Source organism: Pseudomonas lurida, from assembly GCF_013522705.1.
In the GTDB taxonomy this organism is placed as follows: Bacteria; Pseudomonadota; Gammaproteobacteria; order Pseudomonadales; family Pseudomonadaceae; genus Aquipseudomonas; species Aquipseudomonas quebecensis.
Map to the genome: position 1 here is coordinate 90,725 of NZ_JAAMRE010000008.1, position 21,605 is coordinate 112,329.

19 protein-coding genes are annotated in these 21,605 nt (G+C 60.1%); 13 read left to right on the forward strand and 6 right to left on the reverse strand.

What is annotated here, in order from left to right:
* Nucleotides 1–13 precede the first annotated feature (13 nt).
* Genes moaE through moaC form a run of 3 tightly spaced genes read right to left on the reverse strand, consistent with a single transcriptional unit; the run spans nt 14 to nt 1,178 of the window.
* Nucleotides 14–463, reverse strand: coding sequence for a molybdopterin synthase catalytic subunit MoaE (gene moaE, locus G7025_RS09495; RefSeq protein ID WP_181078453.1), 450 nt, complete (start codon nt 461–463; stop codon nt 14–16).
* Nucleotides 464–465: 2 nt separating this feature from the next.
* Complete coding sequence (moaD, locus tag G7025_RS09500) at nt 466–708, reverse strand: molybdopterin converting factor subunit 1 (protein WP_181078455.1); 243 nt, start codon at nt 706–708, stop codon at nt 466–468.
* Complete coding sequence (gene moaC, locus G7025_RS09505; protein WP_181078456.1) at nt 705–1,178, reverse strand: cyclic pyranopterin monophosphate synthase MoaC; 474 nt, start codon at nt 1,176–1,178, stop codon at nt 705–707. Before moaC ends, moaD begins: the two co-directional genes overlap by 4 nt.
* 187 nt (nt 1,179–1,365) lie before the next feature.
* Between moaC and G7025_RS09510 the strand changes: the two genes are divergently transcribed.
* The 6 genes from G7025_RS09510 (at nt 1,366) to ribD (ending at nt 7,267) form a co-directional block, all read left to right on the forward strand.
* The gene (locus G7025_RS09510) at nt 1,366–1,812 is read left to right on the forward strand and encodes a DMT family transporter (RefSeq protein ID WP_181078458.1); all 447 of its coding nucleotides are present in this window, start codon (nt 1,366–1,368) and stop codon (nt 1,810–1,812) included.
* A 90-nt stretch (nt 1,813–1,902) separates the two neighbouring features.
* Nucleotides 1,903–2,649, forward strand: coding sequence for a class I SAM-dependent methyltransferase (locus G7025_RS09515; RefSeq protein WP_181078460.1), 747 nt, complete (start codon nt 1,903–1,905; stop codon nt 2,647–2,649).
* A 63-nt stretch (nt 2,650–2,712) separates the two neighbouring features.
* Entirely contained in the window at nt 2,713–3,720 is a 1,008-nt protein-coding gene (locus G7025_RS09520) for a formylglycine-generating enzyme family protein (protein ID WP_181078462.1), read from the forward strand.
* Nucleotides 3,721–3,791: 71 nt separating this feature from the next.
* Complete coding sequence (locus G7025_RS09525) at nt 3,792–4,391, forward strand: GTP cyclohydrolase II (protein ID WP_181078464.1); 600 nt, start codon at nt 3,792–3,794, stop codon at nt 4,389–4,391.
* A 69-nt stretch (nt 4,392–4,460) separates the two neighbouring features.
* Nucleotides 4,461–6,164, forward strand: a complete 1,704-nt coding sequence (locus G7025_RS09530; RefSeq protein ID WP_181078466.1) for a WD40 repeat domain-containing protein — start codon at nt 4,461–4,463, stop codon at nt 6,162–6,164.
* The gene (ribD, locus tag G7025_RS09535; protein WP_181078468.1) at nt 6,161–7,267 is read left to right on the forward strand and encodes a bifunctional diaminohydroxyphosphoribosylaminopyrimidine deaminase/5-amino-6-(5-phosphoribosylamino)uracil reductase RibD; all 1,107 of its coding nucleotides are present in this window, start codon (nt 6,161–6,163) and stop codon (nt 7,265–7,267) included. The genes G7025_RS09530 and ribD overlap by 4 nt, the downstream gene beginning before the upstream one ends.
* On the opposite strand, the gene G7025_RS09540 is transcribed toward ribD, so the two are convergent.
* Nucleotides 7,246–8,172: a LysR family transcriptional regulator gene (locus G7025_RS09540; protein WP_181078469.1), complete on the reverse strand. Its 927-nt coding sequence runs from the start codon at nt 8,170–8,172 to the stop codon at nt 7,246–7,248. The genes ribD and G7025_RS09540 overlap by 22 nt on opposite strands.
* A gap of 47 nt (nt 8,173–8,219) precedes the next feature.
* Between G7025_RS09540 and G7025_RS09545 the strand changes: the two genes are divergently transcribed.
* From G7025_RS09545 to G7025_RS09555, 3 genes are read left to right on the forward strand one after another with little or no spacing between them, the layout of a single operon-like run.
* On the forward strand, nt 8,220–8,633 hold the full coding sequence (locus G7025_RS09545) for a VOC family protein (RefSeq protein WP_181078471.1): 414 nt from the start codon (nt 8,220–8,222) through the stop codon (nt 8,631–8,633).
* Between the two features lie 23 nt (nt 8,634–8,656).
* Nucleotides 8,657–9,808: an efflux RND transporter periplasmic adaptor subunit gene (locus tag G7025_RS09550; RefSeq protein WP_181078473.1), complete on the forward strand. Its 1,152-nt coding sequence runs from the start codon at nt 8,657–8,659 to the stop codon at nt 9,806–9,808.
* Nucleotides 9,805–12,867, forward strand: coding sequence for a MexW/MexI family multidrug efflux RND transporter permease subunit (locus G7025_RS09555; protein WP_181078475.1), 3,063 nt, complete (start codon nt 9,805–9,807; stop codon nt 12,865–12,867). Before G7025_RS09550 ends, G7025_RS09555 begins: the two co-directional genes overlap by 4 nt.
* Nucleotides 12,868–12,913: 46 nt before the next feature.
* On the opposite strand, the gene G7025_RS09560 is transcribed toward G7025_RS09555, so the two are convergent.
* Both G7025_RS09560 and G7025_RS09565 read right to left on the reverse strand, forming a co-directional pair.
* Nucleotides 12,914–14,308 (reverse strand): PhoH family protein, encoded by a 1,395-nt coding sequence (locus tag G7025_RS09560; RefSeq protein WP_181078477.1) that lies wholly within the window; start codon nt 14,306–14,308, stop codon nt 12,914–12,916.
* A gap of 342 nt (nt 14,309–14,650) precedes the next feature.
* Nucleotides 14,651–15,772: a polysaccharide deacetylase family protein gene (locus tag G7025_RS09565; protein ID WP_181078479.1), complete on the reverse strand. Its 1,122-nt coding sequence runs from the start codon at nt 15,770–15,772 to the stop codon at nt 14,651–14,653.
* 120 nt (nt 15,773–15,892) lie between these two features.
* Between G7025_RS09565 and yaaA the strand changes: the two genes are divergently transcribed.
* The 4 genes from yaaA to G7025_RS09585 all read left to right on the forward strand — a co-directional run bounded on the left by yaaA (nt 15,893) and on the right by G7025_RS09585 (nt 21,603).
* Complete coding sequence (yaaA, locus tag G7025_RS09570) at nt 15,893–16,672, forward strand: peroxide stress protein YaaA (RefSeq protein WP_181078481.1); 780 nt, start codon at nt 15,893–15,895, stop codon at nt 16,670–16,672.
* Between the two features lie 836 nt (nt 16,673–17,508).
* Nucleotides 17,509–18,825, forward strand: a complete 1,317-nt coding sequence (locus tag G7025_RS09575; protein WP_181078483.1) for a nucleotide sugar dehydrogenase — start codon at nt 17,509–17,511, stop codon at nt 18,823–18,825.
* Between the two features lie 104 nt (nt 18,826–18,929).
* Complete coding sequence (gene alg8, locus G7025_RS09580; protein ID WP_034137041.1) at nt 18,930–20,399, forward strand: mannuronan synthase; 1,470 nt, start codon at nt 18,930–18,932, stop codon at nt 20,397–20,399.
* A 37-nt stretch (nt 20,400–20,436) separates the two neighbouring features.
* Complete coding sequence (locus G7025_RS09585; RefSeq protein WP_181078485.1) at nt 20,437–21,603, forward strand: alginate biosynthesis protein Alg44; 1,167 nt, start codon at nt 20,437–20,439, stop codon at nt 21,601–21,603.
* Nucleotides 21,604–21,605 lie beyond the last annotated feature (2 nt).

A 21,605-nucleotide genomic window follows, 5' to 3' on the forward strand; every position in this document is an offset into this window, starting at 1 on the left:
GGTCTTCGGCTGGCTACTTCCAGCGATCCGCCGCGGCGTGGTCGCTGTCCCGCCCTTCCACCCAGCGCGCACCTTCCGGTGTGTTTTCTTTCTTCCAGAATGGCGCGCGGGTCTTCAGGTAGTCCATCACAAATGCACAGGCGTCGAACGCGGCCTGGCGATGGGCGCTCGCCGCCGCAACAAACACGATCGGCTCGCCCGGTTCCAGGGCGCCTACGCGGTGCAGCACCTGCAGCTTGAGCAACGGCCAGCGCTGCTCGGCTTCCACGGCGATCCTGGCCAGGGCTTTTTCGGTCATGCCCGGATAGTGTTCCAGGAACATGCCGGACACATCGCGGCCATCGTTGAAATCGCGTACATAGCCTACAAAGCTCACCACCGCCCCCACGCCAACATTCGCGGCATGCATGGCGTTGACTTCCGCGCCGGGGTCAAAGGCCTCGGCCTGCACACGAATGGTCATGCTCAGCCTCCAGTCACGGGCGGGAAAAATGCCACTTCGTCGCCGGCCTGCACCGGCTCATCGAGGTCACACAACTCCTCGTTGCGCGCACACATCAGGCTCGTCTCGTTAAGTACGGCAAACTCCGGATCACAGGCCAACGCCAGGCGCACGGCGTCGACAGTGGCGAACTCACCTTCCATCTCCAGCGAATCGAAGCCTACCGCTTCGGCGTATCGCGCAAAAAACAATACGTTGATGCTCATGCCTGGTCCGCCTTGAAATGCCCGCTCTTGCCGCCGAGTTTTTCCAGCAGACGAATGTTTTCGATGGTCATGCCGCGATCCACCGCCTTGCACATGTCGTAGATCGTCAAGGCCGCGACGCTGGCGGCGGTCAACGCTTCCATCTCCACGCCCGTCTGGCCGGAGAGTTTGCAGCGCGCCACGATATGCACCGCATTCTCGCCTTCGGCACTGAGCTCGACCCTGACGCCGGTCAGCATCAGAGGATGGCAAAGGGGGATCAGATCACTGGTCTTTTTCGCGGCCTGGATCCCGGCGATGCGCGCCACCGCGAACACGTCGCCCTTGGGATGAGCGCCGTCGACGATCATTTTCAGGGTTTCGGGCAGCATGCGCACACGCGCTTCGGCCACGGCCTCACGGAACGTCACGGATTTATCGGTGACGTCGACCATATGGGCGCGACCTTGGGAATCGAGATGAGTCAGCACAGCGATACTCCTGATCGGGAGCGCCGATTGTAAACCCGCCGGTCAACATCGCGCACGCCTGATTCCGCTGCGCGGCCAAGTAGCAGCCAATGGCCGATCAGCGTGACGAATACGGCTCATCAGAACAAAGAATTGGCGCCGTCAAACCGATCACCGTAAAACTTTAAAAAAACGGAAAGCAAACTCCATGACCTTACTGATGTTTGTCCTGCTCAGTTTATTCGCCGGTTTCGCAGTGCCCTTGCAAGCAGGGACTAACGCCAAACTGGGCAATCTCCTGGGCCACCCTTTGTGGGCAACCGCCGTTTCCTTATTGGTCAGCCTGGTCGTGCTCATCGTTGTCATCATTGTTGTAAAAGCCCCCCGCCCAAACTTATCGACGGTACAAGAAGGTCCATGGTGGATTTGGATGGGCGGTGTCGCGGGTGTGTTTTACATCACCGTTGCTTTATTGATGGCACCGCGGCTCGGCGCACTAAATTTCATCATGGCGGTGTTGGTCGGCCAACTTATCGTTTCAATTGCGATTGACTACTTTGGCCTGATCGGATTTCCAAAGCAGTCTATTAATATCAATAAATTGGTCGGCGTGATTGTCGTCATAGGAGGTTTTCTTATTACAACGCGCACATGAAAATGAAAGACGGGTCACCGAAACAGAAGACTTCTTCATGTTCCCGAGTCAGGGATTGACGACAGCTATTATTTTTAAAAAGGTGAGGCAATGACTAAGCAATCTGCAACCGCTACATATGACGCTATTGGCGAACGCTTCGAGGCTTTCACGGATACGGCCTCCCAGCGTTCAGTAGAAACCGCGACGTTTTTCCATATGGTCGGCGATGTCAAAGGCAAGTCAGTACTAGACTTGGCCTGTGGCTTCGGTTTCTTTGGCCGCGAGTTATATCGCCAGGGTGCGAGTAAAGTGGTTGGGGTGGATATTTCCGCCTCGATGATAGACCTGGCTCGCAAGGAATCGGCGCGTAACCAGGAAGCGATCGAGTACCACGTCAGCGATATCTGTGATTTGGGCATACTCGGCAAATTCGATCTGATTACCGCAGCATGGTTATTCAACTATGCCGACTCGCCGGCAAAGCTGGACAAGATGTTCCAAGTGGCCGCCAACAACCTCGCCCCCGGCGGCCGCGTCGTGGCCTACACCGTGGAGCCGACGTTCCAACTGCAACGCGGCAACTTCACCAAGTACGGCGTACATGTGCTGACCGAGGAAGCCCACGAGGGCGGCTTTCGTCACCACGCTGAATTCGTCACCCAGCCACCCAGCGCCTTTACCTTTCATCGCTGGAGCCGTGAGCGTTATGAGCTGGCAATCATGAAGGCCGGTTTCCCGCGCCTGCAATGGCAAAAACCCATCATCTCTGATGCCGAACGGGCCAAGCATCCTGAGGGCTACTGGGATGACTTCGAGCGCAACTGCCTGCAGACCGGACTGATCTGCACCCTATGAAAGCCGGGCGCGCCGCATCTGGATGCGCGTGCCTTTTCCTTATCGCAGCAGGAAACCAGCGTTATGACTTCCAAGGGTTTCAACCATTGGCCGGTGTTCGACGGCCCCCTGACCCCCGAGATGACCGACCGATTTTTGATGGGCCTGCCTGAACACTTCCAGGGCGCGCTTAACCTGAAGCTACCCCTGACCGCCTGGCGCCAGCTCGCGGAAGAGTCCATCGAACAGTTGGCTGACCGCGTGGAAAACCCGGTCTCGCCACTCGCCTGGCGCTATGCCGCCGCCCAACTGCTGGCCCTGACCGTGGACCCGCGGCTCGACGTGCTCAATCCGGCAATGATCCACATCAGTGGCGGCCAGGTGGAAATCGGCTTGGCCGAGACGGCGGTGGATCAGGTCATGCACGACCTGCAGGGCCTTGGCCTGGATCGCGACTGGATCGCCAAGGAAGTACCGCGCCACCCGGTGTACCTGCAACCCTACGCAATTGGCAAATACCCGGTCACCAACCTCGAATACCGCGCCTTTCTCGAAGCCTCAGGCCAGGCGCGGATTCCCGAAAGCTGGGCGTTCGGCCAATACCCCAACGAACGCGCCAACCACCCGGTGTACGGCATCACCGCTGAAGACGCCGATGCCTACGCCGCCTGGCTCAGCGCGGCGAGTGGCCAGGCCTACCGGCTGCCCACCGAAGCCGAATGGGAATACGCCGCGGCCGGCCCGGAAAACCTCGAATACCCCTGGGGCCCGACTTTTCTGCCGCAGCACGCCAACACCGCTGAAATGGGCCTGTTCGACACCACGCCGGTCGGCCTGTTGATTGATGGCGCATCGCCCTTTGGCTGCCTGGACATGGCCGGCAATGTCGAAGAATACGTGATCGATGACTATGCCCCCTACCCCGGTGGCACGGCCATCACCGACGATCTGGTCAATGTGGTGGGCACTCATCGCATAGCCCGCGGCGGCAGTTTCACGCGCTTCCGCGACCTGACACGCAACTGCCGGCGCCACGGCAAATATCCGCGACAGATTTATGTAATGGGTTTTCGCCTCGCCAAAACCCTGTAGCCCCTCCTTGTCTTAAAACGAAAGAATTCAGAACAAAAACGCGTTAATCATTCAGCATGGAAGGAACCGCCATGAACCGCCTAAGCGTACGCAGTCACGTAGATATCCCCTTGGATGACACTTCGAATCCGGGGACTTTTTATACTTTCAGCGGACTCGAAACCGACCACGAACATATTGTCATCAAACTGGGACCGGCCAATCCAGTCAGTCCATTAGTCCGGATTCATTCCGAATGCCTGACGGGTGATGTTTTCAGTTCACAACGCTGTGATTGTGGTCCGCAATTAAATGAGTCCATCGAGCGTATGCGGGAAGTCGGTGGTTATTTGATTTACCTGCGCCAAGAAGGTCGGGGAATCGGACTATATGCGAAGTTGGATGCTTATCGCCTGCAAGATTCCGGCATGGATACGTTCGAGGCAAACGCCCATCTTAACTTCCCCGAAGATGGACGCGACTTCTCCATGGCCGCGGGCATGTTGAAAGCATTGAATATCAAACACTGCCAATTGATCACCAACAACCCGGATAAAGTCCAGGCCTTGGTGGATAACGGTATCGTGGTCGATAACGTTATTCCTACCGGTGTATTCGTGACGCGCCACAACACCCATTACCTGCAAGCAAAAGTCGATAAGAAAAATCACGTCATCAAACTGGTGAAATAACTCGCTCGCGCGGCTGAATCATTCAGGTCGCCCGCAATAAGCCAACCTCAACATTAAGGATAATGACGCATGAGACATTTTGGCCCTATCAGCGGTATTGCAACGTTCAACGACACCTATGTCGCCACCGCCGGGTATGACAACCAAGTCATTCTCTGGGACGCGCGCACCAAGACGCCGATCCAGCGCGTACTCCACGATCACCTGGCCAACCAATGCGCGTTCAACGCCAGCGGCACTCTGCTGGTCAGTGCCAGCAGCGACTACACCGCTCGGGTCTGGGACATCCCTTCGTTGCGCCTGAAAAGCGTGCTCGTTGGCCACGATGACGACATAGAAATGGCCGCCTTCTCGCCAGACGGCCAGACCATCGCCACCTGCTCGCGCGACCACACCATCCGCCTGTTCGACCTCAGCGGGCAAACCCGGAAAATCCTGACCGGCCATGAGGCCGATGTAATCTCGGTGTGCTGGGCCGCCGACGGCCAGACCCTGGTGTCGAGCAGCGATGATGGTTCGATCCGCCGCTGGGATGCCGCCACCGGCGAGCAACTGGACATTATCGACCTCGGCGGCGTCGAGACCGACACCGTGGCCTTGTCCCGCGAAGGCATCATATTTGCCGGCGACGACGAGGGCAAAATTTCGGTGATCAGCAGCAGCGGTACCTACCTGCAACCGGCCCACGCCGCCGGGATCAAGCGCATTGTGTGGAACGACGCGCAACGTATGCTGGTCAGCTTGAGCTATGACCGTTGCGTGATGCTGTGGAAGCTGACCGCCGCCAATCAACTTGAGAAAACCGCACAGACCTCACTGCCAAGCATCATCTGGCCACGTAGCTGCGCATTGCTCGGCGACCAGCGCATCGCCTTCGTAACCTTTGGCTCCACCTACGCCACTTGGGATTTCACTACTCAGCAATGGGACATCGGCGGCATCGAGCCGGCCATCAGCCTGAACGCGGTGACGGTGGTCGGCGACGACATTTACAGCATCGGCGACGCCGGCATCCTGCAGATCAATGGCCAGCCCAGCACCATGGCCGGCAGCCTGTGCAACTTCCTGCTGCCATTCGGCGCCAGCGTGCTGACGGGCGGACAGATGGGCACGGTGTTCGACGCCAAGACCGGGGACGTGGTCTACCAGCACCGCTCGCCGCTCAACTGCGGCACCACCTTTGAAAAGGACGGCGAGCTGCATGCCGCGATCGGTACCTACACCGGCGAAGCCTTGATCTTCAAGCTGGCGGATCAACAGCCGCAATTTCTGCGCGAAGTGCGCATGCACGAAAACGCGATCAAGGGCATCGCGGCGGATGAGCAGTATCTGTTCAGCGTGTGCGCGACGGCGGCGGCGGCGTTTTTCCGGATTGCCGACTTCGAACTGGAGACCTATCTCGACAAAGCCCACGACCGCATCTCCAACGGTTGCACGCAGATCCAGGGCGGCTTCGCCAGCATCGGCCGCGACCTCAAGCTGCGCCTGTGGCAGGCCGGTAACAGCGAAGTCTACGACACCCCGCATAGTCACTCGATCAAGTGCATCGCCATCTCCAAGGACCGCAAGATGATCGCTACCGGCAGCTACGGCGGCACCGTGGCCGTGTTCGACCTGGCCAGGCGCAGTTGGGCAAAGGTGGAGAAGATCACCGCCAGCGGTATCTCCTGCCTGACCCATGACGCCGAGGGCAGCGGCTTCCTGGCCAGCGCCTACGATGGCCGCATCTATCCGATCGCCGTCCAGGCCTCGGCACGGCATTCACGCCAATGACCCACTTCAGCGAAATCGACTTTCAACATATGCACCATGCATTGTCGTTGGCCGAGCGCGGCATTCACTCCACCTGGCCCAATCCTCGGGTCGGGTGTGTCATCGCCCACGGTACGCATATCGTGGGTGAAGGCTGGCATCGGCGTGCGGGTGGTCCGCACGCCGAGGTGTTTGCCCTGCGCCAGGCCGGCGCCCTGGCCAAGGGTGGCACCGCTTATGTGACGCTCGAACCGTGCAGCCATGTCGGCCGCACGGGCGCCTGTCACCAGGCGCTGATCGAGGCCGGCGTGGCCTGCGTGATCGTGGCCCATGAAGACCCGTTCAAGCAGGTCGACGGTCGCGGCATCGCCGAACTGCGCGCGGCCGGGATCGAGGTCAAGGTCGGCTTGCTCAACGTCGCGGCGCGGGAACTCAACCGGGGATTTTTATCCACGGTCAAGCGCCAGCGCCCCTGGGTGCAACTGAAGATGGGCATGAGTCTGGACGGCCGCACCGCGCTCAACAACGGCAGCTCGCAGTGGATCACCAGCGCCCGGGCGCGCGCCGACGTGCAGTATTGGCGAGCGCGTAGTGCAGCGATTCTGACCGGCAGCGGCACCGTACTGGCGGACAACCCCTCGCTCACCGTGCGTGAAATGGCGTCCGCCGAGGCTATCGCGCCATTGCGGGTCATCCTCGACAGCCAGGCACGCGTGCCGCAGACCGCACGCGTGTTCGACGACCAGGCGCCGAGCCTGCATGTGATGCACGAACGCCATGTGCCGCAAGGGGCGAACGGCGAACGGCTGCTCGGCCTGCCGGGCAGTCAGCAGGGCCTGGATCTGCACGCCCTGATGACTCACCTGAGCCAGCGGGGCCTGCATGACGTCATGGTTGAAGCCGGTCCGACGCTGGCCGGCAACTTGCTGCGCGCGGGCCTCGTCGATGAGTTGCTGCTATATGTGGCACCGCGGCTGCTGGGCGACCTGGCACGTCCGCTGGTGCATCTGCCGGAGCTGGAACACCTGACGCATTCGCTGGACTTCACCCTGTACGACGTTACTCAATTGGGGCAGGACCTGCGCCTGCGCCTGCGCCCCGATCAGTCGACCGGCATGGTATGAGCCACCACTTGCTTGACCTGGTCGCGCAACCACGCATGTGCCGGATCGTCACAGAAACGCTGGTGCCAGATTTGCACAAAGGGAAAGCGCGGAATGCTGAACGGTGGCGGCAATCGCACCAGATCCGGGTTAAGCAAGGTGTCTTCCAGGGTGCGCGTCGCCACGGTGAGGATCAGGTCCGTGTTGTGCAGCAGGCTCGGCGCGGTGCGCCAGTGCGGCACGCTGACGGCGATACGACGGCGCAAGCCTTCGGCGCGCAGCAAGCTGTCCACTTCGCCATTCGTGCCGCCGTCCATGGACACCTGGATATGCGGGCGCTCCAGGTAGCTCTCAAGATCCAGCACGCCTTTCTTGGGCAAGGTCCGCCGGTCAAGCAGGCAGGAAAAGCTTTCCTCGAACAACACTTCCATCGACACATCGGGCGTCAGGCTGGGGAATACCCCCAAGGCCAAGTCGATCTTGCCCTGTGCCACTTGCTCGAACATCCCATGCCGGCTGCCCTGAGTCACTACCAGGGTAGTATTCGGCGCCTCGTGACGCAGTCGCACCAGCAACTTTGGCAAGATAATCGCCGCGCCGTAATCCGACATCGCCAACTGGAAGGTGCGCTGGGAGCTGGCCGCGTCGAAGTCGATGGACTTGCCGAACAAGGTTTCGATCTGGCTGAGAATCTCCCGCAGCGGCCCCTGGAGGTTTTGCGCCAAGGCGCTGAGCATCACCTCGTTGCCGTCGCGGATCAGGATCGGATCGTCCAGCAGCGCCCGCAGCTTACTCAGGGAATGACTGATGGCCGGCTGGCTCAAATGCAGACGCGCCCCTGTGCGGGTGACGTGTTTTTCGGTCAGCAGTGCGTCGAGCACCACTAACAGATTCAAATCGATATTGCGCAGTAAGACCGTGATCATGCGGTGAATTCCATTTCAGGGAGCAACCCTTCAACAAGGAGCAAACCATGCCTCAAATCAAACGAATTATTGAGACCGCGCTGTATGTGGATGACCTCGAGCGCGCCAAAGCATTTTACAGCCAGCACCTGCAACTGGAGGCGATGGTCGAGAGCAGCGTGCTCGTCGCGTTCAACGTCGGTCAGCAGAATACTCTCTTGTTGTTCAAACGGGGCGCCTCCCTGCACACCAAATACTTGAGCGGCGGCGAGATCCCGCCCCATGACGCCAACGGGCGTATCCACATCTGTTTCGCCATCGACGCCGAAGACCTGCCAACCTGGGAACAGCGTCTGGACGCGGCCAATATCGCTATCGAAGGGCGTACGCACTGGCCCAAGGGTGGGTCGAGTGTGTACTTTCGCGACCCGGATGCGAATCTCGTCGAACTGTTGACACCGGGCTGCTGGCCCATCTATTGATGACTCTTCAAGGAATGAAGCTTATGCCTTACGTCAGCACACCGGGACGTGCCGTTTCCCGAACCACCGTAACGTTGCTGATCGCCGTGCTCCTGCTGCTCGCCGTGGCCTGGGGCCTGTGGCGCTGGAGCCATCCGGCCGTTGCCGCCTATGCCCCGGCGCCGATAAAAGTTGCGATTGAGCCGGTCAGCGGTGCGCCGTTCTCCCGCTACCTGGAGGCAATTGGCGAGCTGGAAGCGGTGCAACAGGTGAGCGTGCCCGCCGAGGTCGGCGGGCGCGTCGTGCAGTTGCCGGTGGAATCCGGTCAGCGCGTCGAGCGCGACCAGGTATTGGTCAAGCTCAACGATGCGCCACAGCGCGGCAGCCTGATGCGCCTGCAAAGCGAGCTGGAAAACGCCAAGGTCAAGTTGGAACGCTCGCGCAGCCTGGTCAAGGTCAACGCCATTTCCCACGAAGCCTATGACAATGCCCAGACCGAGTACACCACCGCTCAAGGGGCCCTGCAGGAACTCAAGGCGCAGATCGACCAGTTGACCATTCGCGCGCCGTTCGCTGGCACACTGGGAATTCGCAAGGTGCACCTGGGGCAGTACGTCAACCCAGGCGACAGTCTGATCAACCTGGTCGGCGACCAGGGTTTGTACGTCAATTTCAGCGTACCGGAACAAGCTTTGGCGCAACTCAAAGTCGGTAACAGCCTGAACGTGCAACTTGATGCCCTGCCGGGGCAGCGCTACACCGCGCGCATCAGCAGCATCGACCCGTTCCTCGATCGCTCGCGCACCCTGAGTGTCCAGGCCCTGCTGCAAGCGCCGACACACGGCGCCTTGCCGCGCATGTTCGCCAAAGTGCGCCTGCCCCTGCCGCCGTCGAGCACTACGCTGACCGTGCCGGAAACGGCGATCACCTATAACGCCTACGGCGAAGATGTATTTGTGGTGCAGCCCGCGCCAGACGCCGACACCCCGCCGACTGTACGCCGGGTGCTGGTCAAGACCGGCGAACGCCGCGATGGCCGGGTGGTGATCGACTCAGGTTTGAATCCGGGTGAACAGGTGGTCATTTCCGGGCAGATCAAGCTCAGTGACGGCGCTGCCATCGAGCCCATGGAACGCACCGTATTGAACGATGCGAACGTGCCCGCGCGATTGAGCATGACCGGAGACCAGCCGTGAAATTCACCGACCTCTTCGTGCGCCGCCCGGTGCTGGCCCTGGTGGTCAGCCTGCTGATCGTGCTGACCGGCCTCAAGGCTTACCTCGATCTGCCCGTGCGCCAGTACCCGCTGCTGGAAAGCTCGGTGATCAGCGTCACCACTGACTATCCCGGCGCTCCCGCCGAACTGATGCAGGGCTTCGTGACCCAGCCGATCAACCAGTCGCTGGCCTCGGTGGAAGGCGTGGACTACGTCAGCTCGTCCTCAGTGCAGGGCCGCAGCCAGATCACCTTGCGCATGGCGCTCAACCAGGATTCGGCCAAGGCCCTGAGCGATGTGATCGCCAAGGTCAACCAGGTCAAATATCGCCTGCCGGAACAGGCTTACGACCCGGTGATCGAACGCTCCGCCGGCGATGCAACGGCGGTGGCCTATGTGGGTTTTTCCAGTGACTCGCTGTCTGCTTCGGCCCTGAGCGACTACCTCAGCCGCGTGGTGCAGCCGCTGTTTTCCACCATCGAGGGCGTAGCCAAGGTCGAGACTTTCGGTGGCCAGCGCCTGGCCATGCGCCTGTGGCTCGACCCTCAACGCATGGCCGGCCACGGCATCAGTGCCGCCCAGGTCGAACAGGCGATCCGTGCCAACAACTTCCAGGCCGCGCCGGGCCAGATCAAGGGTCAATACGTGGTCTCCTCGATCCAGGTCAATACCGACTTGAGCAGCCTGGATGAGTTTCGCGACATGGTCCTCAGCAACAACGGTGATCGCCTGCTGCGCCTGCGCGATATCGCCACGGTGGAACTTGGTTCGGCCGTCTATGAAACCAGCGCCTTGATGGATGCCAAGCCGGCGGTGCACCTGGGCCTGTACGCGACGCCCACGGGCAACCCGCTGCTGATCGTCGCCGATATAAAGCGCCTGCTGCCGGCCATCGAGAAAACCCTGCCGCCGGGGGTCAACGTGGCCTTGGCGTTCGAGACCGCACACTTTATCGAGGCATCGATCATCGAAGTGATCGAAACCCTGATCGAAGCGATCCTGATCGTGGTGGTAATCATCTACCTGTGCCTGGGCTCGGTGCGCAGCGTGATCATCCCCATTGTCAGCATACCGCTGTCGATGCTCGGCGCCCTGGGCCTGATGGCACTGTTCGGCTTCAGCATCAACCTGCTGACGCTGCTGGCCATGGTACTGGCCATCGGCCTGGTGGTGGATGATGCCATCGTGGTGATGGAAAACATTCACCGTCACCTCAAGGAAGGCCGCACGGCGTTGCAAGCCGCGCTGTTCGGCGCGCGGGAAATCGCCTCGCCGGTAATCGCCATGACCATCACCCTGGCCGCTGTCTATATGCCCATCGGCCTGATGAACGGCCTGACCGGCGCGCTGTTCAAGGAGTTCGCCCTGACCCTGGCCGGCGCGGTACTGGTCTCCGGGATCATCGCCCTGACCCTTACTCCAGTGATGTGCGCCAAGCTGCTGCCCAGCCACGAACATGAAGGGCGCATGAGCCGCCTGGCCGAACGCTTCTTCCACCGCCTGGCACGCCTGTATCAACGCGCGCTGCTCAGCTCGCTGCGCCAGCGTGGGCTGATCCTGCTGCTGGGCGCACTGGTGCTGATCAGCTTGCCCTGGCTGTACGGGCAGGCCAGCAAGGAACTGGCGCCGAATGAGGATCAGGGCAACCTGCTGCTGGCAATCAAGTCACCGCAACACGCCAACCTGGATTACGTGGAGCGCTACGCCTATCAGTTGAGCGAGATCCTCGGCCAGCTGCCGGAGGCCGTCAGTACGTGGATCATCAATGGCAACGACGGGGTGGCGGCCAGCTTTGCCGGGGTCAACTTCAGCGAGTGGTCGCAGCGCCAACGCAGCGCCGCGAGCATCCAGGCCCAATTGCAACAAAGCGTGGACGCGGTGGAGGGCAATTCGATTTTCGTGTTCCAGCTGCCGCCACTGCCCGCCTCGACCGGGGGCTTGCCGGTGCAGATGGTCATCCGCAGCACCGAGGACTACCGCTCGCTGTACCAGGCCATGGAAGAGCTGAAAACCCAGGCACGGGCCAGCGGACTGTTTGCGGTAGTCGACAGCGACCTGGCGTTCAACAACCCGGTGACCCAGGTGCGCATCGACCGCAGCAAGGCCAACAGCCTGGGAATTCGCATGCAGGACATCGGCAGTACCCTGGCGGTGTTGATCGGCGAAAACTACACCAACCGTTTCGCCCTGCAAGGCCGGTCCTATGATGTGATTCCCCAGAGCGAGCCGTCGCAACGCCTTACGCCCCAGGACCTGAATGCCTTCTACCTGGATACCGACGCAGGCCAGCAGGTGCCGCTGTCGACCGTGGTCAGCCTGCATGGCGTGATTGAGCCGAACAAGCTCAAGCAGTTCAACCAGCAGAACAGCGCGACCTTTCAGGGCATTCCAGCGCCGGGGGTCAGCCTGGGCCAGGCGGTGGCGTTCCTGCAGAAGTACAGCCAACAGCTGCCCGCCAGCTTCAGCCATGACTGGCAGGCCGATTCCCGACAGTTCATCCACGAAGGCAATGCGTTGATGTTGACGTTCCTGTTTGCGCTGATCGTGATCTACATGGTGCTGGCCGCGCAGTATGAAAGCCTGACCGACCCGTTGATCATCCTGATCACGGTACCTCTGTCGATCTGCGGCGCATTGATCCCGCTGGCCCTGGGCTTGGCCACGATCAATATCTACACGCAGATCGGCCTGGTGACGCTGATCGGGCTGATCAGCAAACACGGGATCCTGATGGTCGAGTTCGCCAACGAATTGCAGGTGCTGTACCGCTGCACCCCGGCGCAGGCGATCATCCGCGCGGCGCGGATTCGCCTGCGGCCGATCCTGATGACCACGGCGGCGATGGTGGTCGGCCTGGTACCGATGCTGTTCGCGTCCGGGGCCGGCGCCAGCAGTCGCTTTGGCCTGGGCCTGGTGATTGTGATCGGGATGCTGGTGGGCACGTTGTTCACGCTGTTCGTGCTGCCGTCGGTGTACACGCTGTTGTCGCGTGCGCATAAGCCGGCGATCGATTGGGCACTGGTCGAAAAAACCGCCTGATAAAAACGGGCGCCCCAAGGGACGCCCGTTCCAGTCAGTGCATCGTTTAGAGATGGGATTCGGCGTATTCGGCAAGAATCGAGCGAGGCACCCCTTGCAGCGCAATATGCACGCCGTTCGGGAAGTCTTTGAAGCGTTCCGTCAGGTAGGTCAACCCCGAGCTGGTCGCGGACAGATAAGGGGTGTCGATCTGTGCCAGGTTGCCCAGGCACACCACTTTGGAACCGGCGCCGGCACGGGTGATGATGGTTTTCATCTGGTGCGGCGTAAGGTTCTGGCATTCGTCGATCAAAATCAGGCTCTGCTGGAAGCTGCGACCTCGGATGTAGTTGAGGGATTTGAACTGCAACGGCACTTTGCTGAGGATGTAGTCGACGCTGCCATGGGTGTTTTCGTCATCCATGTGCAAGGCTTCGAGGTTGTCGGTGATTGCCCCCAGCCACGGTTCCATTTTCTCCGCCTCGGTACCGGGCAGGAAACCGATCTCCTGGTCCAGGCCCTGCACGCTGCGGGTGGCGATGATACGGCGATAGCGCTTGGTCACCATGGTCTGCTCGATGGCGGCGGCCAGGGCGAGGATGGTTTTGCCCGAGCCGGCGGCACCGGTCAGGTTGACCAGGTGAATGTCCGGGTCGAGCAGCGCATACAGCGCCAGGCTTTGATAGATGTCACGCGGTTTCAGGCCCCAGGCTTCCTGGTGCAACAGAGGCTCCTGATGCAGGTCGAGGATCAGCAGCTTGTCGACCTGGATCTCTTTGATCCAGCCCACAAAACCCTGCTCATCGACAATGAATTCATTGATATGCACAGCCGGCAGGTTATCGGTGAGCTGAACCTGATGCCAGGTGCGGCCATGGTCCTGGCGGGTTTCGACCTTGCTGACGCGGTCCCAGAAGGAGCCGGTCATCATGTGATAACCACGGGAGAGCATCGACACGTCGTCGACCAGTTGGTCGGTGCTGTAGTCCTCGGCCGCGATCCCGCACGCGCGGGCCTTGAGGCGCATATTGATGTCTTTGGTCACCAGCACCACGCGCAGGTCCTTGTCGCGCGCGTGCAGGTCGATCAGCTGATTGATGATCTTGTTGTCGTTGAGGTTTTCCGGCAGCAGGCTGTTGGGCTCGCTGCGCTTGCTCATCAGAATCGACAGCAAGCCCTTGGGCCCGCTCTTGCCACGCTGGATCGGCACACCGACCTCAACGTCGTCGGGCGAAGCTTCGCCCAATGTCTTGTCGATCAGGCGGATGGCCTGGCGGCATTCGGCGGCAACGCTGTGGTGGCCGCTTTTGAGTTTATCGAGCTCCTCAAGCACGATCATCGGGATAGCGACGTGGTGTTCTTCGAAATTGAGCAGTGCGTTTGGATCGTGGATCAATACGTTGGTATCAAGCACGTAAAGGATTGGCTGGTCGGAAGAAGGGTTACGTCCATGATCATCCATACTCGGTCACCTTTGTGGGAGCCAGTCGACGCAATACCTGGGCGGTGCTGCGCCTCGATTCGACCACCGAATGCACCTGAGTGACGTCAAGTGCATTGCCCACATGAGGAGTCTTGGAAGACGCCACCTGTGCTGCAGGTTTCGGCGATCTGACTTCGTAATACCGCAAAACGTGTGACAGGAAAAAGCACTTTGACGCTTTTTTGAAGTTTATTTTTCAGGATGACGAATAGCACTAGCCGAGTGCCAGCCACGCCGTTAAAGTCGGAAGTCCGCCTGCATCGAAATGTCGCACCAAATCACCCCGAAAACCCCGCATCCCCAGCAGGGCCGGGCACTTGCTCAAAACGCTTCGCGACAGTCCTGCCAGCCGAGCCCGCTCTGCGCCGTTGCCTGCAACAACCAGGGCAACGCCACCCGCGCCTTGTCCTGCGTGTCATGAAACACAATCACCCCTTTGCGCCACAACAGCATCAGCGTGAGTACGCGCTGCGCCGATTCTTGTGCCTTGAGCCTGCCCGGCTCATCCTGGGAATCGATGTCCCACAACGCCACCTGCAAGCCCTGTGACTGGAAGAACCCCTGGCTGTCCGCGCGACGCTGACCATAAGGTGGGCGAAACAGTGGCACATAGTTTTCCGGCATCAGGTTCTGCGCCAGTGCAGCGCTGCGGGTAATCGAACTTTGCCAGTCCACCCAGTGGCTGTGGGAGCGGTACTGCCAGCCCTGGGTGCCCACGCACTGGCCTTGGTACAACGCCTGCACATCGGCGGCGGAGCTGCGCTCCAGGCGGGTCTGCAGGCTGCTGCCGAGGACAAAGAAAATCCCGTTCATCTTCTGTTTGCGCAGATAGTCGGCGAGCCAATCAGTGTTGCCGCTGACAGGCGCGGGGCCGCCGTCGAAGGTCAGCAGGAACAAACGGTCATTGAATTCATCGCCGTTGCGCTCATGTTCGCCGAAGCGCGCGACTTCGCTGCCGATCTGCGGAAACAGCGCGGCCTTGCGCAGCAACTCGTCCAGGTAGCGCTCATGGAAGGCATGACTGGGGGCAGCCCAATCTATATAGAAGGAGTTTGCGCTGACCTCGAACTTGCCGGCCTCTTCGCGCAGGTCGTCCATGTTTTCCACCAGATAGCAGAAGGAGGCATCCACCTCGCAGCTCTGCTGGGCCACGCTGTAATTCTCCAGCAGGCGCCGCCACAGTTCACGACGCAGATCGTTGATGGCCGCCAGGTTGATGATCTTCAGCCCCAGCCGCTGCTTGAGCGCGGCGTCATCCTGAGTTTCGCTGGCCAGCAGGCTGTGAGCAAACATCAGGATTTCGGCACGCGAGCCCACATCGAACAATGCCGGGCTGGTGAGCTTTTCGGGCCAGGTGCCACGGTCCAGGCTGGCGACGTCCACCGACGCCGCCTGAGCGCTCATGCACAACAGACCAGCGGACAATAAAAGCGCTATTCGCACACAGGGTCTCCCTCTCCAGAACTACCGGCCATCATAGCGGATCGTGCCTATCGCCATCATAGGTGGAGTCAAATCGCCCAAGCCCCTAGAATCGCGCCCACGATTACAGGAGCCAACTTCATGCTGATGGTGATTTCCCCCGCCAAAACCCTCGATTTCGAGTCAAAGCCGGTCACTGCGCGCTTTACCCAGCCGCAGTACCTGGACCACTCACAGGAACTGATCGAGCAACTGCGCCAGTTCAGCCCGGCGCAGATCAGCGAATTGATGCACGTCTCCGACAAGATCGGCGGCCTCAACGCCGCGCGTTTCGGCAGCTGGACACCGGCCTTTACGCCCGAAAATGCCAAGCAGGCCCTGCTGGCGTTCAAAGGCGACGTGTACACCGGACTCAACGCCGACACATTCAGCGACGCCGACTTCAGCTACGCCCAGGACCACCTGCGCATGCTCTCGGGCCTGTACGGCCTGCTGCGCCCGCTGGACCTGATGATGCCGTATCGCCTGGAGATGGGCACCAAGCTGGCCAACGCTCGTGGCAAGGACCTGTACGCCTTCTGGGGTACGCGGATCAGCGAATGGCTCAATGAAGCCCTCGCCGCGCAAGGTGATGATGTGCTGCTCAACCTGGCGTCCAACGAGTACTTCTCGGCGGTCAAACGCACGGCCCTGAACGCCCGGATCATCAATACCGAGTTCAAGGACCTGAAAAACGGCCAGTACAAGATCATCAGTTTCTACGCGAAAAAAGCGCGGGGCATGATGAGCCGCTTCGTGATCGAAGAACGCATCAACGACCCGGCCAAGCTTAAGGAGTTTGATGTACAGGGCTACCGCTTCAATGCGCAGCAGTCCAAGCCGGACAACCTGGTGTTCCTGCGCGATCATGCACCGGAATAAGGCCGTACCAGCCTTTCTCAGACAATGAAATCCAAATGTGGGAGGGGGCAAGCTCCTCCCACATTTTTATTTGCACCGCGGACAAAATCGTCATTTATTTGACGTCAAAAAATATCACGACACAACCCTATCAATAGTTTCACTCGACATTCATCGAATTTTTTCGTAGTGGCACTGGTTTTTTTTAACACTAGTGGCACAAAACTATCCCTGCGTGCCAACTCCCCACAACTACTGGCCCAAATAGCAAGTGCTATCAATATAGTACTAGTGCCATCTCTGCTCGTATTTCAAGAAATTTCAGGAAACAGGATGAGCGGCCAGGAACTTCGTCCTAAAGCGCCGCTCATACCACCGGTAACGAAATTCTCTGATGCTGTAAGAGATGACTTACATGGCGACCAAAGGAAGTAGCAAAGTTGTCACATTAACTTTGACTCATGGGTCATATTACCGACTGACTAGTTAAAGGCGGCAATAAGGAAGTATTGCCACGAACTATAAGGCCAAGGCTGCGCTTACCCCAATGGGTCAGTGAGACATCCCAAGGTTTTGATTTTTATAGGCTTATTGCCTCTATCAAAGCTCTGTGGCACTGGCGCCAGGCCCTTCTCCCAGGAAGGCCGGCTGCATTTGAGGGCAAGCCCCAATAACAAGGCCATGTTGCGCCCTACTTGAGTGCAATTATTAGTCACTCACTATTTAACATGCCTGTACGCGGCAAGTCGGCGTCTATTCGCCCAACTTCCGCGGGCATCAGTGACGCTTGCAAACATGAACTCCGGCCATTTATTGGCATGATTAACACCGTCTTCAATGACAACGAGGTAAATGCGATGCGCATCAGCATATTTGGTTTGGGTTACGTTGGCGCTGTCTGTGCCGGTTGCCTGTCTGCCCGTGGCCACGAAGTAGTCGGCGTGGACATTTCCAAGGAAAAGATCGACCTGATCAACGCCGGCAAATCGCCAATCGTTGAACCGGGTCTGGGCGAATTGTTGAGCCAGGGTATCCAAACGGGTCGACTGCGCGGCACCACCAACTTCGCCGAAGCCATCCGCGATACCGACCTGTCGATGATTTGCGTCGGCACGCCAAGCAAGAAAAACGGCGATCTGGAACTCAACTACATCGAGTCGGTATGCCGCGAGATCGGTTTTGTTCTGCGTGACAAGACCACCCGCCACACCATCGTGGTGCGCAGCACCGTGCTGCCGGGCACCGTGGCCAACGTTGTGATCCCGATCCTGGAAGACTGCTCCGGCAAGAAAGCCGGCGTCGACTTCGGCGTCGCGGTCAACCCGGAATTCCTGCGTGAATCCACCGCCATCGCCGACTACGACCTGCCACCGATGACCGTCATCGGCGAGTTCGACAAAGCCTCCGGCGATGTCCTGCAGTCGCTGTACGAAGAACTCGACGCACCGATCATCCGCAAGGACATCGCCGTTGCCGAGATGATCAAGTACACCTGCAACGTGTGGCACGCCACCAAGGTCACCTTCGCCAACGAGATCGGCAACATTGCCAAGGCCGTCGGCGTCGACGGTCGCGAAGTGATGGAAGTGGTCTGCCAGGACAAGACCCTCAACCTGTCCCAGTACTACATGCGTCCAGGCTTCGCGTTCGGCGGCTCGTGCCTGCCCAAGGACGTGCGTGCCCTGACCTACCGCGCCGGCTCCCTGGACGTGGAAGCACCGCTGCTCAACTCGCTGATGCGCAGCAACGAGTCCCAGGTGCAGAACGCCTTCGACATCGTCGCCGGCCACGACAAGCGCAAAGTCGCCCTGCTGGGCCTGAGCTTCAAGGCCGGTACCGACGACCTGCGCGAAAGCCCGCTGGTAGAGCTGGCCGAAATGCTGATCGGCAAGGGCTACGACCTGAGCATCTACGACAGCAACGTCGAGTACGCCCGTGTCCACGGCGCGAACAAGGACTACATCGAAGGCAAGATCCCGCACGTGTCGTCCCTGCTCAACTCGGACTTCGACGATGTGATCAACAACTCCGACGTGATCATCCTGGGCAACCGCGACGAGAAGTTCCGCGCCCTGGCCCATAACGCGCCGGACGGCAAGCAAGTGGTCGACCTGGTGGGCTTCATGTCCAAGGCCACCAGCGTGAGCGGCCGCACTGAAGGCATTTGTTGGTAAGGGGCAGCGGCTAGTTTCAAGCGGCAAGCGGCAAGTTAGAAGCGATCGTTTTTCAGCTTATAGCTTGCCGCTCGTGGCCCTACTCCCCCGTGACGGACACAAATATGCAACGGTTAAACCAAGCGACTGGCTGGCTAGTATTTCTGGCGCTTTTAGCGCTTCTAGCTCTGGCTTTGCCAGCCAGCACATTCGACTCCGAGTCGAAGAATTTTATTTTCCTGATTGGCGCCGTCGGTATCTGGCGCTACTCGATGGGTGCTACGCATTTCTTTCGCGGCATGCTGTTCCTGTATGTGGTCTACCCGCACCTGCGCCGCAAAGTCCGCAAGCTGGGCAAGGCCGCCGACCCGTCCCATGTGTTCCTGATGGTCACCAGTTTCCGCATCGATGCGCTGACCACCGCGCAGGTGTACAGCTCGGTGATTCGCGAAGCGATCGACTGTGGCTTCCCGACCACGGTGGTCTGCTCGCTGGTGGAGATGTCCGATGAGCTGCTGGTCAAGAGCCTTTGGGAAAAGATGAACCCACCGGAACACGTCAAGCTCGACTTCGTGCGTATCGCCGGCACCGGTAAGCGCGACGGCCTGGCCTTCGGTTTCCGTGCCATTTCGCGTCACTTGCCGGATGACCGCGCGGTCGTGGCGGTGATCGACGGCGACACCGTGCTCGCCGAAGGCGTTGTGCGCAAGACCGTGCCGTGGTTCCAGCTGTTCGGCAACGTCGGCGGCCTCACCACCAACGAGTTCTGCGAAGTGCGCGGCGGTTACATCATGAGCGAATGGCACAAGCTGCGGTTCGCCCAACGCCACATCAACATGTGCTCCATGGCCCTGTCCAAGCGCGTACTGACCATGACCGGTCGCATGTCGGTGTTCCGTGCGAGTGTGGTCACCGACCCGGGCTTTATCGCCGACGTGGAAAGCGACTCGCTGCAGCACTGGCGCCTGGGCCGCTTCAAGTTCCTCACCGGTGATGACAAGTCCAGCTGGTTCAGCCTGATGCGCCTGGGCTACGACACGTTCTACGTGCCGGATGCCGCGATCAACACCGTGGAACACCCGCCGGAAAAGAGCTTTATCAAGGCCAGCCGCAAGCTGATGTTCCGCTGGTACGGCAACAACCTGCGCCAGAACTCCCGTGCCCTGGGCCTGGGTGTGCGTCGCCTGGGTCTGTTCACCAGCATCGTGTTGTTCGACCAGCGCGTGTCGATGTGGACTTCGCTGCTCGGCCTGACCGTGGCAATCATCGCCACCTTCAAGTACGGCGGCGCATTCATCCTGGCGTACCTGCTGTGGATCGGCATCACCCGCCTGATCCTGACCCTGCTGCTGTCGTGCTCCGGCCACAAGATCGGCCCGGCCTACCCGCTGATTCTCTATTACAACCAGATCATGGGCGCGTTGGTGAAGATCTACGTGTTCTTCCGCCTTGATCAACAGTCCTGGACTCGCCAGGACACCAAACTGACCCGCGATTTGGCCAGCTTTCAGCGTTGGTTCAACACCTGGTCGTCTCGGACCATGACCTTCTCCGCCGGCAGCATTTTCGTCGCCGTGTTGCTGATGATGGTCTGACCCAGCCAAGCCTGAATTAACTAGGAACTAGAACACTATGAACAGCCAAGTAAACGCCAACGTTGTCCACGAATCCGAAGCTCAGCGCCAGCACGCCCGCGTGAAAATCCCGGCCAAACTGCGCTTTTTCAACACCGACCGCAGCCAGACCGAAGCACGGGTGATCGACCTGTCCGCCGGCGGCCTGGCGTTCACCGCCACGCAGCCGCTGAACGTCGGTGAAGTGCACAAGGGTCGCCTGCAATTTGTCATCGATAACCTCGGCCTGGCCATGGACGTCGAGCTGCAGATCCGCTCCTACGACCGCCAGACCGGCCGCACCGGTTGCCAGTTCCAGAACCTCGACGCCCAGGATATCTCCACCCTGCGCCACCTGATCACCTCGCACTTGTCCGGTGACATCGTGACCATGGGCGACGTACTGGCGACCCTGCAGCGCGACAACTTCACCAAGGCGCGCAAGGTCAAGGACGGCGGCAGCAACATGAGCGCCTTCGGTCGCCTGCGTGCCGTGACCTTCAGCCTGGCGATCTTCCTGGTGGGCCTGGCGGCGTTCGGGTTTGTCTTCAAGTCGATCTACGGCATGTACTTTGTCAGCCACGCCCAGGCCGGCCTGGTCAGCGTACCGGGCATGAACGTGACCATGCCGCGCGACGGCACCGTGCAAAGCCTGCTCAAAGGTGATGCGGTGGCCGCCAAGGGCGCGCCGCTGGCCACCTTCAGCACCAGCATGCTCGACGTGCTCAAGGGCCACCTCGACGAAGACCAACTGCAACCGGCCAAGGTCGAAGAGCTGTTCGGCAAGCAAATGACCGGCACCCTGACGTCGCCGTGCGATTGCGTGGTAGCGCAGCAACTGGTCGCCGACGGCCAATACGCCAGCAAGGGGGACGTGATCTTCCAACTGGTGCCACGTGGCAGCCAGGCCAACGTCGAAGCGCGCTTCACCTACCGCCAGTTCGCCGACGTGCGCCCAGGTACGCCGGTGAGCTTCCAGGTCGCCGACGAAGAACAACTGCGCACCGGCACCATCGTCAGCAGCACCAGCCTGAACAGCGCCGACCTGTCCTCCGACATCCGCGTGCAGATCAAGCCTGACGCGCCGCTGGACAGCACCTACGCCGGTCGCCCGGTGGAAGTGACCAGCGACCGTGGCCCGTCGCTGAACTGGCTGATCGACAAAGCCATGGCTCACGGTCTGTAAGC

What these genes read in the sequence shown, in the direction of transcription:
- moaD (WP_181078455.1), bottom strand. Translation starts at nt 708, where the DNA reads ATGAGCATCAACGTATTGTTTTTTGCGCGATACGCCGAAGCGGTAGGC.
- alg8 (WP_034137041.1), top strand. Translation starts at nt 18,930, where the DNA reads ATGCAACGGTTAAACCAAGCGACTGGCTGGCTAGTATTTCTGGCGCTT.
- moaE (WP_181078453.1), bottom strand. Translation starts at nt 463, where the DNA reads ATGACCATTCGTGTGCAGGCCGAGGCCTTTGACCCCGGCGCGGAAGTC.
- G7025_RS09560 (WP_181078477.1), bottom strand. Translation starts at nt 14,308, where the DNA reads ATGGATGATCATGGACGTAACCCTTCTTCCGACCAGCCAATCCTTTAC.
- G7025_RS09540 (WP_181078469.1), bottom strand. Translation starts at nt 8,172, where the DNA reads ATGATCACGGTCTTACTGCGCAATATCGATTTGAATCTGTTAGTGGTG.
- G7025_RS09515 (WP_181078460.1), top strand. Translation starts at nt 1,903, where the DNA reads ATGACTAAGCAATCTGCAACCGCTACATATGACGCTATTGGCGAACGC.
- G7025_RS09530 (WP_181078466.1), top strand. Translation starts at nt 4,461, where the DNA reads ATGAGACATTTTGGCCCTATCAGCGGTATTGCAACGTTCAACGACACC.
- G7025_RS09545 (WP_181078471.1), top strand. Translation starts at nt 8,220, where the DNA reads ATGCCTCAAATCAAACGAATTATTGAGACCGCGCTGTATGTGGATGAC.
- G7025_RS09520 (WP_181078462.1), top strand. Translation starts at nt 2,713, where the DNA reads ATGACTTCCAAGGGTTTCAACCATTGGCCGGTGTTCGACGGCCCCCTG.
- ribD (WP_181078468.1), top strand. Translation starts at nt 6,161, where the DNA reads ATGACCCACTTCAGCGAAATCGACTTTCAACATATGCACCATGCATTG.
- G7025_RS09550 (WP_181078473.1), top strand. Translation starts at nt 8,657, where the DNA reads ATGCCTTACGTCAGCACACCGGGACGTGCCGTTTCCCGAACCACCGTA.
- G7025_RS09510 (WP_181078458.1), top strand. Translation starts at nt 1,366, where the DNA reads ATGACCTTACTGATGTTTGTCCTGCTCAGTTTATTCGCCGGTTTCGCA.
- yaaA (WP_181078481.1), top strand. Translation starts at nt 15,893, where the DNA reads ATGCTGATGGTGATTTCCCCCGCCAAAACCCTCGATTTCGAGTCAAAG.
- G7025_RS09575 (WP_181078483.1), top strand. Translation starts at nt 17,509, where the DNA reads ATGCGCATCAGCATATTTGGTTTGGGTTACGTTGGCGCTGTCTGTGCC.
- G7025_RS09525 (WP_181078464.1), top strand. Translation starts at nt 3,792, where the DNA reads ATGAACCGCCTAAGCGTACGCAGTCACGTAGATATCCCCTTGGATGAC.
- G7025_RS09585 (WP_181078485.1), top strand. Translation starts at nt 20,437, where the DNA reads ATGAACAGCCAAGTAAACGCCAACGTTGTCCACGAATCCGAAGCTCAG.